14 protein-coding genes and 4 pseudogenes are annotated in these 14,714 nt (G+C 47.1%); 6 read left to right on the forward strand and 12 right to left on the reverse strand.

Annotated features, from left to right (window positions below; all coding sequences use genetic code 11):
- Nucleotides 1–102: 102 nt before the first annotated feature.
- The 6 genes and pseudogenes from HDCHBGLK_RS05745 to HDCHBGLK_RS05770 form a co-directional block, all read right to left on the reverse strand.
- On the reverse strand, nt 103–354 hold the full coding sequence (locus tag HDCHBGLK_RS05745) for a helix-turn-helix domain-containing protein (protein ID WP_002585088.1): 252 nt from the start codon (nt 352–354) through the stop codon (nt 103–105).
- 63 nt (nt 355–417) lie between these two features.
- A pseudogene (locus HDCHBGLK_RS05750) lies at nt 418–1,440 on the reverse strand (relaxase/mobilization nuclease domain-containing protein); the annotation flags it as partial.
- Between the two features lie 116 nt (nt 1,441–1,556).
- Nucleotides 1,557–3,359, reverse strand: a complete 1,803-nt coding sequence (locus HDCHBGLK_RS05755) for a reverse transcriptase domain-containing protein (protein WP_002594337.1) — start codon at nt 3,357–3,359, stop codon at nt 1,557–1,559.
- A 577-nt stretch (nt 3,360–3,936) separates the two neighbouring features.
- Nucleotides 3,937–4,263, reverse strand: a pseudogene (locus HDCHBGLK_RS05760) (relaxase/mobilization nuclease domain-containing protein); the annotation flags it as partial.
- Nucleotides 4,224–4,553: a plasmid mobilization protein gene (locus HDCHBGLK_RS05765; RefSeq protein ID WP_002585086.1), complete on the reverse strand. Its 330-nt coding sequence runs from the start codon at nt 4,551–4,553 to the stop codon at nt 4,224–4,226. The pseudogene HDCHBGLK_RS05760 and the gene HDCHBGLK_RS05765, both read right to left, overlap by 40 nt.
- 261 nt (nt 4,554–4,814) lie before the next feature.
- On the reverse strand, nt 4,815–5,168 hold the full coding sequence (locus HDCHBGLK_RS05770) for a helix-turn-helix transcriptional regulator (protein ID WP_004607969.1): 354 nt from the start codon (nt 5,166–5,168) through the stop codon (nt 4,815–4,817).
- 381 nt (nt 5,169–5,549) lie between these two features.
- Here HDCHBGLK_RS05770 and HDCHBGLK_RS05775 point away from each other — a divergent pair, with 381 nt between their 5' ends.
- The 6 genes from HDCHBGLK_RS05775 to HDCHBGLK_RS05815 all read left to right on the forward strand — a co-directional run bounded on the left by HDCHBGLK_RS05775 (nt 5,550) and on the right by HDCHBGLK_RS05815 (nt 10,353).
- Nucleotides 5,550–5,735, forward strand: coding sequence for a cysteine-rich KTR domain-containing protein (locus HDCHBGLK_RS05775; RefSeq protein ID WP_004607970.1), 186 nt, complete (start codon nt 5,550–5,552; stop codon nt 5,733–5,735).
- Nucleotides 5,736–6,725: a 23S rRNA (adenine(2503)-C(2))-methyltransferase RlmN gene (gene rlmN, locus HDCHBGLK_RS05780; protein ID WP_004607971.1), complete on the forward strand. Its 990-nt coding sequence runs from the start codon at nt 5,736–5,738 to the stop codon at nt 6,723–6,725. It begins immediately after the preceding gene.
- A gap of 536 nt (nt 6,726–7,261) precedes the next feature.
- Nucleotides 7,262–7,693 (forward strand): RNA polymerase sigma factor, encoded by a 432-nt coding sequence (locus tag HDCHBGLK_RS05790; protein ID WP_009255547.1) that lies wholly within the window; start codon nt 7,262–7,264, stop codon nt 7,691–7,693.
- The gene (locus HDCHBGLK_RS05795) at nt 7,674–7,934 is read left to right on the forward strand and encodes a helix-turn-helix domain-containing protein (RefSeq protein ID WP_002590583.1); all 261 of its coding nucleotides are present in this window, start codon (nt 7,674–7,676) and stop codon (nt 7,932–7,934) included. The genes HDCHBGLK_RS05790 and HDCHBGLK_RS05795 overlap by 20 nt, the downstream gene beginning before the upstream one ends.
- Nucleotides 7,935–8,348: 414 nt before the next feature.
- The gene (locus tag HDCHBGLK_RS05810; protein ID WP_004607973.1) at nt 8,349–8,576 is read left to right on the forward strand and encodes a transposon-encoded TnpW family protein; all 228 of its coding nucleotides are present in this window, start codon (nt 8,349–8,351) and stop codon (nt 8,574–8,576) included.
- A 100-nt stretch (nt 8,577–8,676) separates the two neighbouring features.
- Nucleotides 8,677–10,353, forward strand: coding sequence for a recombinase family protein (locus HDCHBGLK_RS05815; RefSeq protein WP_002569190.1), 1,677 nt, complete (start codon nt 8,677–8,679; stop codon nt 10,351–10,353).
- Between the two features lie 63 nt (nt 10,354–10,416).
- On the opposite strand, the pseudogene HDCHBGLK_RS05820 reads toward HDCHBGLK_RS05815, so the two are convergent.
- The 6 genes and pseudogenes from HDCHBGLK_RS05820 to HDCHBGLK_RS05845 form a co-directional block, all read right to left on the reverse strand.
- A pseudogene (locus HDCHBGLK_RS05820) lies at nt 10,417–10,608 on the reverse strand (recombinase family protein); the annotation flags it as partial.
- Nucleotides 10,609–10,662: 54 nt separating this feature from the next.
- The gene (locus HDCHBGLK_RS05825; RefSeq protein ID WP_001820669.1) at nt 10,663–10,854 is read right to left on the reverse strand and encodes a hypothetical protein; all 192 of its coding nucleotides are present in this window, start codon (nt 10,852–10,854) and stop codon (nt 10,663–10,665) included.
- Between the two features lie 71 nt (nt 10,855–10,925).
- Complete coding sequence (locus tag HDCHBGLK_RS05830; protein WP_001206986.1) at nt 10,926–11,156, reverse strand: YdbC family protein; 231 nt, start codon at nt 11,154–11,156, stop codon at nt 10,926–10,928.
- Nucleotides 11,157–11,201: 45 nt separating this feature from the next.
- Nucleotides 11,202–12,056 (reverse strand): ParB/RepB/Spo0J family partition protein, encoded by an 855-nt coding sequence (locus tag HDCHBGLK_RS05835; RefSeq protein WP_000743700.1) that lies wholly within the window; start codon nt 12,054–12,056, stop codon nt 11,202–11,204.
- A gap of 8 nt (nt 12,057–12,064) precedes the next feature.
- Nucleotides 12,065–13,030 carry a MobV family relaxase gene (mobV, locus tag HDCHBGLK_RS05840; RefSeq protein ID WP_001820668.1) on the reverse strand — a complete coding sequence of 322 codons (966 nt, stop codon included), beginning with the start codon at nt 13,028–13,030 and terminating at the stop codon, nt 12,065–12,067.
- Between the two features lie 517 nt (nt 13,031–13,547).
- Nucleotides 13,548–14,580, reverse strand: a pseudogene (locus HDCHBGLK_RS05845) (AAA family ATPase).
- Nucleotides 14,581–14,714 lie beyond the last annotated feature (134 nt).

The raw sequence follows: 14,714 nt of genomic DNA on the forward strand, positions 1-14,714 counted from the left end.
CAAAAATGGCGTTCTACTGCGTAACATTCACGAAAACAGCACCCATAAAAAGACAGGGCGCGGAAGTCATATACTGGCTTCCGCGCCCTGTTCTTTTTTTGCCTATCTGACATTTCCCTTTTCCATTTCTTCAAGCGGGAACTGCGGGAGGGCTTCTATCAGCTTCTTTGTGATGGACTGGCGCATATCTTCGTTGATTTCCTGTTTCGTGCTTCCGTCCGGCTGTCTGACCGCTACCGTCGATAGCCTGTCGATTTCGTCCTTGTAGCACTCCACGACTTTCTCCACCGCCCATTTTTCCCCGGCAACGGCGGCGCGTATGGTTTCATATTCCGGCATTTTCTGGTTTTCCATGCTCAACGCTCCTCTGCTTTTTGATAGCCCTATCATAGCACAGCGGCGGGGATTTTGCTATCCTTATCCGCGCTCTGTTCCCTTTTCCCGTTCCGGCTGCCTGTCTGCCTGTAAAATGCTGTCAATGTTCTGCTTGATAATATCGTATTCCCGGACTTTCTTTTTCAGCTTCCCATAGTCGGCATAAAGGGCTTCTTTCTGCGCTTGGAGGGCTTCATATTCCGATTGCAGCGCGGCAAGGTTCGGGAGCTTTGCAATGCCCGCCGCTTTCAGCGACCTTGCGGCGGCTTCATGTAGGATAATCGCCTGTTCCTGTCCGGCGCGGTACTTCTCCCTGTTCCTTGCCTTGCGGTATGCGTCATAGACGGGCTTTGTCTTTTGGTAGGTGGAAACATTCTTGATAAGCACCGCCATGTCCGCAAGCCGCTTTTCCGCGTCCTTCAATGCGTCTGCCGCCTGTCCGCTTTCCGCTGCCATTTCTTCAATCCGGCTGACTAAATCCGCGTACTGTTCAATCTTATGTTCCGTCAAGAAATTCATGGTCTTTGCTGCCTGTTTCAGATTGTGGATTTTCGCCCACTGTTCATAGCCCTTACTCTGCGCCGCCTTGATACTGTTCTCAATGTCGATAAGCAGCGAAACGCCGCGCTGCTCTCTGGGGGCTTTCGCCGCCTTTGCCCGTCTGCCCGCTATCCGTTCCCTTATGGCTTCCTCTGTATAATCCGCGCCGAGGGTTTTAAGACGGGTGAAGCGTTCCTGTCCGGGGGCGCGGCATGACACATATTTCCCCGGCTTTATCTCATAGCCCGCCGCCTGTAACCGCTGCAACAATTCCTCAAAACTGGAAACTTGGGGGATAAGCGCGTCAACGGCAATCTTTAGCTTGCCTTTCCAACTTGTACCCGTCTTTTCTGCCTGGTACTCCGCATAGCTCTTTCCCTTGCTGCCCTTGCCGGGAACGACGACGGACAAGCCATTTTCCCGACACAGCTTGTCGCTCATGTTCCGTATGCCGTAATAGCTCCTTTTGTTGGAATTATATTTGCGGTGGTCTACGAAATTTACGGCGCAGAAAATAATGTGGTGGAGTAGGGAAGCACCGCCTTGTCACATTGCTGTGATAGGTTTGCGCCACCCTCTCCGGGAACCGTACGTACCCCTCTCGGAGTATACGGCTCTGTTACTGCTCGTTCAGACAAAACTCACTTTTTGTGGATAATACTGCGGTGGCAATCCCTGCACACCACAAGCGTTTTTCTGTGTTTGGCAATCATTGCGATTTCCCACCGTTCCTTGCCTTTGAGATTTTTGAGTTTGTTAATGTGGTGAACCTCGTAATGGTCGCTCTCTGTCGTTCCGCATAACTCACAGACCTTTGCTTTCAGCCGGTTTTCAAGGGTATTGACTGCGTATCCGTAGACAACGGCAGCATTGCTGATGTAATCCGTAGCAGGGCCCTTGCCTTTGCAGTCGGCGTAATTTGCGAAGTAACGCCTTTTGTTTCCCTGCTTCGTTTCATAGGGTATACCCCATTTTCCTGTGCCATCATTAAACTTGTCAATGGTTTTGGATAGGCTGGTTTTATGCTTTGAAGCAAGGGTTTTTAAGCAACTGTATTCCATAAGGTAGGCAAGATAGTGCAGCTTGCAAAAGTTGCTTGCCATACCATAATAGTTGCATATTCCTCTTAACTCCGCATTGTATACTGAAACGATTTCTAAGTCTGTGAGCCCAACCAGATATTTCCGATGAACTGGAAACATGGAACCATCTTTCTTCTGTATCGCCACACCTTTAGTGAAAACGAATTGACGGATTTTATCGTTAAGTGGCACCAACAGTTCTACACCCCCATTGAGGGTACGCATTTTTACATGACCGGGGCCACCCCGCTTTATTTTTCCGCTTCTGCGCACACGCACATCATAGCCTAAGAACCTTGCACATTTACTGCTATGGGTTATGAGCGTTTTATCTTCACTGAGTTCCATTTTCAGTGTATCTCCGATAAACTCGGCCAGTTTGCTCTTAATCCATTGACAGTCCTCACGGTTTCCCTTGACTGCTATTAGAAAATCATCCGCATACCGAACATATTTCAGTTTTTTGTCGGTCTGCGCAGTGCAGGGAATGGTCATCAGTTTCTGACGTTTGGGCTTATACTCTGCCAGCACCATTTCCCTTTCCTCACCTGTTACTTTCGTCAAGCGGTGGGATAGCCGTTTGATTTCATTGTGCAGCTCTCGGTATTCAGGTGTGATTTGTCCCACTCCGGGCGTGTCAAATTCGGATTTCAACTTCATTACAAACTTGTCCAATTCATGCAGGTAGATGTTGGCGAGTAGCGGAGAAATGATACCGCCTTGCGGTGTACCGCTGTACGTCTTATGGTACTGCCAATTCTCTAAATATCCTGCTTTTAGGAATTTGTAAATCAGCTTGGTTATCCGAGCGTCCTTGATTTTATTGTTCAGCAAGCCTACAAGAACAGCGTGGTTGATGTTGTCAAAGCAACCTTTGATGTCGCCTTCAACAAACCAACGCGTACCGTTGAACTCCCGTCTCAACTGTTTTAAGGCCGTATGACAACTTCTTTTTGGCCTAAAACCGTGGGAGACATCCAGAAAGATAGGTTCATATACCGCTTCCAGTATCATCCGCAACACTTCCTGCACCAATTTGTCAGTAAAGGTTGGTATACCTAAGGGACGCAGCTTTTTGCGGTTATTCTTCTTCTGGATATAGGTTCGCCTCACCGGCATGGGCTGATAGGTTTCGTCCGCCAATGCTTTGATAATACTATCTATTTTGGCTTCACTGAAACCGTCCGCCGTATCCTCGTTTACTCCTTTTGTTGCCGCACCGTTGTTGGCATACAGGTTTTTGTATGCCACAAAGTAAATGTCAGGACGCAACAGATAGCGATACAGTTTTGTAAATACTTCTTCTTTATTTGCAAGTGAGTTTTGACTGATTCTTGCTAAAATTTCCGTTGTTGGCTTCATGTGAGGTTTTCCTCCCTAATCAACTTCTAATTTTAGTGCGCAATAACTGTGCCCCTTCGCCATGTAAGGGTCATTACCCCTCTCGGACTACTACGAGCACTCCGTACCCATGCAGGATTTTCAGGCTCCAAAGCCATAGCCGCTTTTTCATTCCCCCTTTCGTGCGGCACTCCTGGTTAGGGCATCCCCGGTTAGCAATGAGACTTGGTAAATTCGGATTCTCGGTATCGCTTTCGCTTCGTTACCATAGGTTCCCCTACAGGTTGTACGGAATGATTGATAACCGACAAGCCCACAACCATAACTTGCCTTTTCCGTACCAGAGGTTTCAGGCAATTTTCCTCTATCGGCACATAACAGAAACTGGAAGCTCACGTTCAGTAAATCCAACTTATACCTTATATCCGATTAACATTGCGGTTCAGTCGCACCCGATTGCCTTTAGGTGACTTACCGCTTTCCAGCCGTACTGTGTTCCCGTGTCAGCTTTCGCCTTTCGGTTAGGCTGGTTGTTTCCCGCGTTATCTTACGGGGCAGTACCTCATACTGCTTTTCTCATTGCCCTATCCGGGCGTACATTGTGGACGTGTCCTTTGTCAATGTGCGTCGTGAGTACATATTCATGCTGCCCCTTTGTTACCGCGTCGGCAAGCTGCTTTCCGATTTCATGGGCTTTCTGATAATCGACTTCCCCCGGCTCAAAGGACTGTATCAGATGAAAGGCTAAATTGTTCCCCTTTTGGAGTGCTTGGGACAAGGTATATTCAAATTCAATATCTGCCGTTTCATAGGAGCAGCCGAAAGAGGACACAAGCATTTTTCCGTCCGTCTTGTCCGGGTTTTCGATATAGTCAAGGGCTTTGCTTAGAGTGCTTTTAATAGGCTTAATCTTTGTAACCGCCATATCTCCGCAAGCACCCCCTTTATTTCCTCTATGTCCTCTTGGTATGCGTTCCCCGTCGCGTTTACGCGGCGTGCTATCTGGTTGACGTTGACACCGATTTTCTGTATCTCTGCGGTCATTGCCTTTATATCGGCATGGTCTATCTGAATGATATACCCGTCAATGGCAATCTTCCGCAGATATGCCGCCATGTTCCGGGTGGGTACGAGCTTCATTTTTTCCAGTATTAAATCCCGTTCCGCTTCCGTCACTCTGAATTTGATTTGCACCGTTCTTTTGCGTCCGTTCATGTATTCGCTCCTTTCCTTTCCGTTCCGAGGGTTTGGGACACTTCCCAACAAGCAATTTTCAACCGACGCGCCGCAGCGCGGGAGGGGAAAATACGGAAGTGGGTACCCGCTTCCTATGCTTGCTACGAATGTTTTTATCCCTTATGCCTTACTACGGAGCTATGCCCGGTTTTGCCAAACTTCCGCAAAAGAAAAACGCTGCAATCCTCAAAAAAAGATTACAACGCTCTCTAAACCTTATTCAATTCTGACGGACACTTCTTATCTGCCCTCTGTTTCGACTTCCGCTATCTCCTTTGCCGTTGCGCTCACAATCCGTATGCCTGTATCGCTCATACCGTCAAGAAGCGCGTCAAGCTGCCGCCGCTGCGTGTTCTTCTCTGGCGGCGTTTCCAAAAGAAACTGGTCTACGGATATATTGTAGCGGAGCATAAGCTCAAAGAAAATCTGTAAACTTGGGTGCTGCCCCTTGTTCTCAATGTTCGCAAGGTAGCGCGGCGAGATAAACATTTCGTCGCTCACTTTCTTGCGGCTCTCCTTGCGCCCTGTCCGCGCCGCCTTTATCGCTGCCCCAAAAGCCTTGAAATCGTATTTCGGTACTGGTCTTTTTGCCATAGTTATTCACCCTGTTACATTTTACTGTTCCCCTTTCTTCTTGGATATGTCTACACAATTCAATCAGTTAGCCAAAATAATTCATATGTATATGTTGACAATTAGCCGCTTTTTTTGTATAGTATTATTAAAAGGGGGAAATGTTTATGTTACATAGCATGCGTATTCGATAAGCATTGAAATCAAAAAAGATTTTTCCCATTTTCAATATGGGCTTTTTTGTCATGCTTATTTTGCGTATGCTATACAACAAAACTAACGATGTATAGACATAGTATAAAAACTATGCCTTAATTTTGTTGTAGTGTTATATGTATAAATGCAGGTCAATGCTCATGTTGAGAATTGACCTGTATTTTTTTGCACAAAAGGAGAAATATTATGCTTGAAAAATATTGGATAAAATGTCCAATTTGTAACGGAAAGACGAGGGTTCAAGTATTTTATAATACGGTATTAAGAAATTTTCCTCTTTTCTGCCCTAAATGTAAATTAACACATATCATTGATGTTGAAAAATTAGAAATCATAATCAAAAACTCTGAAAAACAAAAGGAAGGATATTAAATGAAACACTTACCTAAAAGTACACTTACGGAAATATTGAATGACCCATACGGATTTACTTACAAAGAAATGTCGGAAGTAATTGGAGAGGATAAAGCAAGAGCCTTATATGCGGAATTGTATAAACAGCCATTTCACAAAAAAAATCTATCAATATCAACAAAAAAAGTCTATAAAAGTAGCGATACTGAAAAGTATGTTTATGAATTGAAAGACAACAGGTATATCGAAACGGTTTTTATTAAACGGCGAGATGGTGGGACTGTTTGCGTAAGTACGCAAGTTGGTTGTTCTGTTGGCTGTATTTTTTGTGAGTCCGGACGCAATGGTTTCGTTCGTAATCTAACACCATCTGAAATTGTGCAACAGGTCATATTGATACGTCAAAAAGTAAATCGTATCGTTTTTATGGGAATGGGAGAACCTTTATTCAATTACGACAACTTGATTGCAGCAATCCATATTCTTCGAGATAGAAATGGACTTAACTTTCCAACCGACGGCATTACCGTATCAACAGTTGGTCCAGTTAATCAATTAAAAAAATTGCGCGAAGAACATCTAAAAATTCAGTTGACAATATCTTTACATGCAGCAACACAGGCTGCGAGAAACTGCATCATTCCTCATATGCACATGTACGCTATTGAAGATGTTGTTAAGCAAGCATTGTCCTATTCACAAAGGCATAATCGAAAAGTGGTATTTGCGTATTTGCTTTTACCAGGTATAAATGACCGTTCCTCAGATATAAGGCAACTTGCAAAATGGTTTAAGGGCAAAAATGTTATGATTAACGTGCTGCAATACAACCCGACGAGTAATTCAAAAATTAGAGCACCACAAAAACAAGAAATGGTTGCGTTCAAACATCAATTAGAGCAAACAGGACTTGAAGTTACCATGAGAGTTTCTCATGGTAGAGAGATTAAAGCAGCTTGTGGACAGTTAGCTAATACATATAATAAAGCCAAAAAACAACAAAAATAATTTAATTAAAAGAGCCAGACGCACAGACGCAGAGCCGATAATATGCAGTTTGAAATACTGCTGTTATCGGCTCTTTTTTGATTTAATTTGTGCCCCCAATAACCATATTGGAGCAAAATCAGAACTGTTGCTTGTCGTTCTTTGATTTCCGCAGCAGCTTTGAAAAACCAAAGCCGCCGTTTCTTTTTATCTTCTAATGAAATGACGCGGTATCACTGTTAAAAGCGGCGGCTAAAAGGAGGTAGCCGCCATGAAGCACATACCATATCGACAAAATCCGACGGTCATTGACACATCAAAAAAAGCCCGACCACCGCCGGGGAAAACTACGTCTATCAATATGAACTGTCTAATCATCTGAATACCGCTTACAATACCTATACGTCTGTCCGGGCTTTTCGGACAGGCGTATTTTGCTGCTCAAAAAATTTTTTGAAAAAAATCCGAAAATCTTCGGCGTTTTTTTCAAAAGGCAGTATTGCCCCGCGAAAAGGGGGAAGCACCACCAACTTTCCAACGAGAAAGGGGGTGAGAATGTGGAACCTAATCGCAGGGAGTTTATAAAACAGTGCGCTTTCCAGAAGTTTTGTAATACGGTACTGCACAATGAAGCGTGTGACGCTCACAAAGAGCTGCACAGGCATAAGGCAAGGGAGATTACCTTTTCCGACTTGACCTTAGAAGAAGCGCGGCAGCTTCATACCTTTGATGAATATTTCAAAGGGGAAATCGCCTTTGAAAGAGCCGGGAAGAAAATCACGCCGAAGCTGCTTCTTGAAGCAATCCGTACTTTGCCGGAAGAAAAGCGCAAAGCCGTACTCCTGTACTATTTCGAGGGAATGAACGACACCGAGATTGCGGAGCTGTTCGATACGTCGAGAAGCACGATACAGTACAGGCGGACAAGCTCTTTTGAGCTGCTAAAAAAATATCTGGAGGAAAATGCTGATGAATGGGACGAATGGTAACGAACCCGGCTACCCGGAAAAAGCCCTTGTTCCCTATCCTGTCATTTTGGCAGCGACAAAGGGCGACCCGGACGCTATGAAGATTGTCTTGCAGCATTTCAGCGGCTACATAGCCCGCCTCTCCATGCGGAAGCTGTACGACGAGCGCGGGAACGTCTATTTTGGCGTAGACCACGACATTCGGGAACGGCTGCAAGCAAAACTGATGATGGCTGTCCTCACCTTTAAGGCAGAGGAATAAACCGCAGCGGCGGGACGCTTTCTCTCTCCCCCTTTTCCGTTCCGCTGCTGACGCGGCAGCAAAGCCATTCTGAACCTTGACAAAGAAAGCGGCGCAAGATAACGGCGGCGCAGCATAGGGCAAATCGGATACGTTCCTTTTGCGCCGAGCCATACGGTGGGTGCGCCATGACGCTATCCGGGTGAGGTTATCCCCGCCCGGACAGCCGAGCGACCAACACCGCGCCGGAAAGCAAGTGTAGCGGCTTGCGGGCGACGACACGCAAAATATACAATGATACTTCCTTACAGCCACAGTCCGAGCGTTAAGAGCGTCGCAGGCAATGGGTAGGGCTGCATGAGAACCATGCCGGGGTGAAATTCCCATGAGGTTATGCTAATAACCGTCCGATTAAAGCCTTTGTTTTCTTGAATAGTGGACTTGCTGCTATTCATAGACTGTATTATATGTTTGCGAAAGAAAGGGGGATTTTCTTTGACGCAAAACCAGACGCCCGTTACCACAACGGAGCATAAAATCGGAAAAGTTACTTACCTTGTATGTTCGTCCGCAAGTGAACGCGCAACGGACACACTGGATAAAAAGATAAAGAAGCTCATTCGCAAGGACATGGAGCTGAACCCCGCAAACGCCCGGAAATAGGGCGTTTCTTCACATTTTATACATGACACAGGCAGCGGTATGTGGTATAATATAGACAGTACAAATACCATGCTTGTCTGTCGTCGGAAAGGAGGACAAAATGTTACAGACAGACAAGATTACCGCTTTATATTGCAGATTGAGCCAGGAAGATATGCAAGCCGGGGAAAGCGAAAGCATACAGAACCAAAAACTGATTTTACAAAAGTATGCTGACGAACACCACTTTTTCAACACACGCTTTTTTGTAGACGACGGATTTTCCGGCGTGAGCTTTGAGCGTGAGGGGCTTCAAGCCATGCTGCATGAGGTTGAAGCCGGGAACGTGGCGACCGTCATAACAAAAGACCTTTCCCGTCTGGGACGTAATTATCTGAAAACCGGCGAACTGATAGAGATTGTTTTCCCCGAATACGAAGTGCGCTACATTGCCATTAACGACGGTGTAGACACAGCGAGGGAAGATAACGAGTTTACCCCTCTGCGGAACTGGTTCAACGAGTTTTACGCCCGCGACACCTCAAAGAAAATCCGGGCTGTCAAACAGGCAAAGGCACAGAAAGGCGAGCGCGTCAACGGCGAAGCTCCTTACGGCTACCTTATCGACCCGGATAACCGCAATCATCTGATACCCGACCCGGAAACGGCACACGTCGTAAAACAGATTTTTGCAATGTATGTACGGGGCGACCGTATGTGTGAAATCCAGAACTGGCTGCGGGACAATGAGATATTGACCGTCGGGGAACTGCGCTACCGCAGGACAGGGAGCAAACGCCACCCCCGCCCACAGCTCAACGCATGGTACAACTGGCCGGATAAGACACTGTACGACATTCTGACAAGGAAAGAGTATTTAGGGCATACCATAACCGGGAAAACCTACAAGGTATCTTATAAGTCGAAAAAGACGAAAAAGAACCCGGAGGAAAAAAGGTATTTCTTCCCCAACACTCACGAACCTTTGATTGATGAAGAAACCTTTGAACTTGCACAGAAGCGGATTGCCACCCGGCAACGCCCGACAAAGGTTGATGAAATTGACCTGTTTTCCGGGCTGCTCTTTTGTGGGGACTGCGGCTACAAAATGTATGCAGTACGCGGAGCCGGGACGCTTGAACGGAAACACGCCTACACTTGCGGCAACTACCGCAACCGGGCAAGAAATGATATGCTCTGCACTACGCATTATATCCGCAAAAGCGTATTGAAAGAACTTGTCCTTGCAGACTTGCAGCGAGTAACGTCTTATGTGAAAGAGCATGAACAGGAGTTTATCGAAACCGCCAACGAGTGCAGCGCAAAGGCAGTACAAAAGACGCTGACACAGCAGCGGAAAGAACTTGACAAGGCGCAGAACCGTATTAACGAGCTGAACATCTTATTCCGCAAGCTCTACGAGGACAACGCTTTAGGGAAACTTTCAGATGAACAATTTGCTTTTCTGACTTCCGGCTATGATGAAGAAAAAAAGACGCTGACCCGGAGGATTGCGGAGCTGTCACAGGAAATCGACAACGCCACCGAGCGCAGCGCGGACGTAAAAAGGTTTGTCGCACTGGTACGCAGATACACAGCGATTGAAGAACTGACCTACGAAAACGTCCATGAATTTATTGACCGTATTCTTATTCACGAACTGGATAAGGAAACGAACACCCGCAAAATCGAAATCTTTTATAGCTTTGTCGGCAGAGTTGATACAGGCGACAAGCCTACTGAAAGTATCTCCTATTTCAGACAGATAGGAGCCGACGTAAAGAGTTATGCTATCTAACATACATCAAAAAGAGGTAAGATAACACCCTCTGCAAAAAAGGTATCGTTATCTTACCTCAACAAAATTTGTACCAGAATAACCATCGTCCACATACGTTTTTGCTATGTGCCATCCCTGCTTTTTCACATAATCCGTGAGGATGGATTTCTGTGTCGCAATGCTCGCACTCTCGTTATCCGTACCATCGTCTTTAGATAAGCGGCAATAAATGCCGACTAAATAGATTTTCTTTTCTTCTTTGATTCCTGCCATACTGTAAAACCTCCGTATCTGTCCTATCTGTTTTCATGTCCCATTGCGTACATTCTAAGCGGACAGCCCCTCATTGTCGAAGGTGTCGCCCTCGGCAATCTTCTTCCGAATATCCTCGGAGATAATCGGGACAAACGCTTCTGTAACGGTCTGTGTGCCGACATATTCACGGCTGATTATCATCTGCACTGGTGCTTTTGGCACGATACGCTTTCTCTTTTTATCTGCTTTCTTATCCTCGCCCATACTTAAATCTTCCTTTCCAGACAGGGCAGGGAAGAGTTTGGAAATGTCCCCGCCCTGCCAATCAGATACCATTAATCCTCGCTGTTTAATTCTTTCTGTAATGCTTTAAGGAGTGCCGCCGCTTCATCAGCGTTCAGCGTGATTCCCTTGCCGCACTTTTCACGGTTCGGGGAAAAGCTGCGGATGTCATACTTCGGCTCTTTCCCATTCCATGAAATGAGATTGATTTCCTTTGTGTAGCCACTGTCGCCCGTAGACAATACTGCGATTTCCTTTACGATTTCATACTGGATTTCTCTCATTCTCCATACCTCAACTCTCTGTATTTACTTCCCGAAAAAAGAAGATTAGCGGCTGTCACGGTTGCGTTTCCTCTGCAACTCACGCTCCAAAAGTTTGATGATGGTTTCCTCCATCTGCTTCGGCGTTGTGTTCTTCGGAAAGTATTTTTTCAGCTTGCTTGTGTTGATTTTCAAGGTTTCTTTCTGGTTGCCCTTTTCCTCCGTCATAATCGCAAATATCGTATCCATGTCAAGCCGCCCGCTCTGGCTTAACTGTTTCATCCGCTGTGCCTGTGAGAGTGAGGGCGTTGCTTCTTCGCTCTCCATCGTGGCAAAGAGGTTTTCCTGCTCGTCTTTCTTCAAGAAGGACAGTTCCACCGCAGGCGTGAGGGCGATTTTCCCCTCGTCCACCATCTGCAAAATCGGCGGTATCAGTTCCGTCAGGCGGATAAAACGCTGCACGGTCATCCTGCCCACGCCGAAGCCCTGTGCCACCTTGTCGTCCGTCCGCAACTTCGTCACAACTTGTGACGAGGTTAAGTCTGTGCGGAAACCCTGCCGCTTCATGGCTTCGGATTTCATCTTGTAAGCAAACGCCCGCTCCGATGGCAGGATATTCTCACGCTGCAAATTGCTGTCTACAAGGGTGATGATGGCTCGGTCACGGTCTAAGGGCAGGACAAACGCAGGCACGGTATTTATCCCTGCAAGTTCAGAAGCACGGACACGCCGCTGTCCTGCAATCACTTCATAACCGTCCCCGTCCTCTTTCGGGCGTGTGATTATCGGCGTGACAATGCCAAATTCCTTGATGCTTTCCGCTAACTCTGACAGTGTTTCATCTTCTGCCACATGAAACGGATTGTCGGGGAACGGGTACAAGTCTTTGGTCTTTAACACCTTAAAATCCTGTTTCTTCATTCACATATCTACCTTTCTTTCGCTCTGCTTCTATGATTTTTCTGCAATTCTTCCAACACTTCGGGCGGTATTTTTGACAGCAGCCGCCCCATCTGCTCGTTGGTTCTCTGCAATTCAAATATCTTCTGATTCGCTTTCTGCACCTTTAGTTCCTGCTCGTACTTTTCATCACGCATACGCCCCGCATAGTCTGATTCCTGCCCAATTCTCTCTTTCAAACTGTCGATATACGCCTGCTGTTTCCCGATTTCCTTAGAGAATTTCTCCACGTCTGGCAGCCATGCAGAGAGTAAATCTAACGCTTTATCCCTTTTCTTCCCTGCGTTAAAGGCGTTGATGTCGGATAGGGCAGACACGATTTCTTCATACTGTTTATCAAGCCTGCCGCCTAATTTATAGAGCCATGTGGGGACGTGTTTCCGCTTGGTTTCCATTGAGGACTGCCCCCGTTCAAGCTGATTCCACCGTGAGGACATCCGCTCATGGTAGGCGGTCTGCCACTCGGATAATGATTTCTGGTTGCCTAAGATAGCTTTCGCTGACAGCTTATTGTCTGGCGTAATCGGCACAAAGCAGAGGTGCATATGGGGCGTTCTCTCGTCCATATGGACGACAGCGGAGAGGATATTCTGCTTTCCAACACGCTCCGAAATGAAGTCAAGAGCCGTCTGGAAATACGCTTTTTGTTCTTCGGGCGGTAACTGGTTCATAAATTCTGGTGAAGCTGTGATGAGCGTTTCCACCATCATCACGCTGTCTTTCCTTGTCCTGCACCCCGCTTCGGCTACCATGCGGTTAATCTCTTTCTTGTAGGTGTACTTTGGTGGTGCTATGAGATGGTAATTGTTTTTAGAGCGTTCCATATCTATATCTGGGTTGCTTTTGTAGGCTTCTTTCTTCCGCTCGTTGTGGCGTTCACAAGCCGCAACGCCGCCCGCTTTTCGTTTCTGGAAACGCAGGATTGCATAAGGCATAGGCGGATTCCTCCTTTCTTTCGGCGGGTGACCGTCCTTTGGGGTGACAGCGGTGACGGTGGTGACAGCAGTTTTGGGATACCCCCTGCCGACTGCCGCAACTGTCACCCTCACCCCCTGCATGACGGTCATGTCGATGATGACGGTGTTTTTGGGATACCCCCCTCGCAAGAGCCGTCACCGTCATGCCGCCATTCTTTTATCCGAAGCCGTAAGGCGTAGGATAGCAGGGCACAGCCCTGCCTTAAGGGAGTCCAGAGGGAACGTCTGGCACACGACTTTGCAGGGCAAAGTGTAGTGTGTTACACCCTGTAAACGCAGTCGGAAAAATCGGAATGATTTTTCTGACCGCAGGGGTGGTTTTACACGACCGAAAAGGGCGAGTAAATCTCACGCCTGCATTTTGCGTTTACGGGGTGTTCTCCCGTAGGGATGACAGCGGCAGGGTATCCTAAAATCACTGTCACCACCGTCACTGCTGTCACCCGCAGGGCAGAGCCGCCAGCTTTACATGGCTTTAAGCGTCAATGACAGTAACAGGGGGGTATCCTAATATCGCTGTCACCACCATCACCGCTGTCACCCGCCCTCCTTGCAAGGGCAATCCGCCTGCCGTCTTTCCTGCGGCTGTACTGGTAGCAGATACGGTTCTCGCTTAAAAATGTGGTGCGGTATTCATTCAGCCATTTCGTAATCACCGTGGGTATGGTTTCCGTTTCCCCCATAGCGGCTAACAGTTCCGTTGCCGTGCCTATCCATTCTTCCTTATCCCTCATAAAATCCACCAACCGAAAAAGGACATCTGGTATCGTTTCTTTCGCAAGCTGCTCCTGCGTTTTCCGCTCCACAAGCTCCCAACGGCAATCACGGAAACGCAGCGTGTATTCCTGATAAGGCGTGTCCCTGCCCGTCACATACAGCTTGGCGGTGTCAGACGCACGTTTCTCCTTTTCCAGAACAAAGGTAGCGTCCGCACTCCCCGTTAATCCTGTCGTCCCAGACACCTTGTTGAACACGTCGCTGTCATTCTGCTTTCGGATGTGGTGTACGACAATGACCGCCAGAGAGTGCCTGTCGGCAAAGTCTTTGATGAGGGAGATGTCCCCATAGTCGCTTGCATAGGCATTGTCTTTTGAAGCTGTACGGACTTTCTGCAAGGTATCAATGACAATGAGCCTGCTGTCTGGGTAATCTTTCAGATAATCTTCAAGCTGCACGATAAGACCGTCTGACAGCTTGCAGCTTGCCACGGCAAAGTGGAGCCGCCCGCTTGCTTCGTCCGTCAAACGAAATAACCTGTCCTGTATGCGGCAGAACGTGTCCTCAAGGCAGAGGTAAAGCACATCGCCCTCCATTGTCGGCATATCCCATAAAGGGATTCCCTGCGACACGCATAAGCATAGCTTCAGCATGAGCCAGCTTTTGCCTATCTTCTGTGAGCCGCAGAACAGCGATAAGCCTGTCGGGATAAGGCTGTCCACCACAAAGGATGGTTTCTCAAGCGGTTCATAAAGGAGCGTTTCGGCGTTGACTGTCTGTAACTTCTGCATGGCTTTCCTCCTTTCGGGCGGTGTCTTTGTTTTCGTTGCACATAGGCGTTGACCTCCTTAAAAATAGATTTACTCCCACGGAAAAAAGTGAGAGTATGTAATGCCGCCAATCCCACACAAATAAAAAACAGATT

The sequence above is a fragment of the [Clostridium] scindens ATCC 35704 genome (genome assembly GCF_004295125.1).
Classification (GTDB): domain Bacteria; phylum Bacillota; class Clostridia; order Lachnospirales; family Lachnospiraceae; genus Clostridium_AP; species Clostridium_AP scindens.

Coding starts and splice junctions, on each gene's coding strand:
- HDCHBGLK_RS05745 (WP_002585088.1), bottom strand. CDS start 354: ATGGAAAACCAGAAAATGCCGGAATATGAAACCATACGCGCCGCCGTT.
- HDCHBGLK_RS05755 (WP_002594337.1), bottom strand. CDS start 3,359: ATGAAGCCAACAACGGAAATTTTAGCAAGAATCAGTCAAAACTCACTT.
- HDCHBGLK_RS05765 (WP_002585086.1), bottom strand. CDS start 4,553: ATGAACGGACGCAAAAGAACGGTGCAAATCAAATTCAGAGTGACGGAA.
- HDCHBGLK_RS05770 (WP_004607969.1), bottom strand. CDS start 5,168: ATGGCAAAAAGACCAGTACCGAAATACGATTTCAAGGCTTTTGGGGCA.
- HDCHBGLK_RS05775 (WP_004607970.1), top strand. CDS start 5,550: ATGCTTGAAAAATATTGGATAAAATGTCCAATTTGTAACGGAAAGACG.
- rlmN (WP_004607971.1), top strand. CDS start 5,736: ATGAAACACTTACCTAAAAGTACACTTACGGAAATATTGAATGACCCA.
- HDCHBGLK_RS05795 (WP_002590583.1), top strand. CDS start 7,674: ATGAATGGGACGAATGGTAACGAACCCGGCTACCCGGAAAAAGCCCTT.
- HDCHBGLK_RS05815 (WP_002569190.1), top strand. CDS start 8,677: ATGTTACAGACAGACAAGATTACCGCTTTATATTGCAGATTGAGCCAG.
- HDCHBGLK_RS05825 (WP_001820669.1), bottom strand. CDS start 10,854: ATGGGCGAGGATAAGAAAGCAGATAAAAAGAGAAAGCGTATCGTGCCA.
- HDCHBGLK_RS05830 (WP_001206986.1), bottom strand. CDS start 11,156: ATGAGAGAAATCCAGTATGAAATCGTAAAGGAAATCGCAGTATTGTCT.
- HDCHBGLK_RS05835 (WP_000743700.1), bottom strand. CDS start 12,056: ATGAAGAAACAGGATTTTAAGGTGTTAAAGACCAAAGACTTGTACCCG.
- mobV (WP_001820668.1), bottom strand. CDS start 13,030: ATGCCTTATGCAATCCTGCGTTTCCAGAAACGAAAAGCGGGCGGCGTT.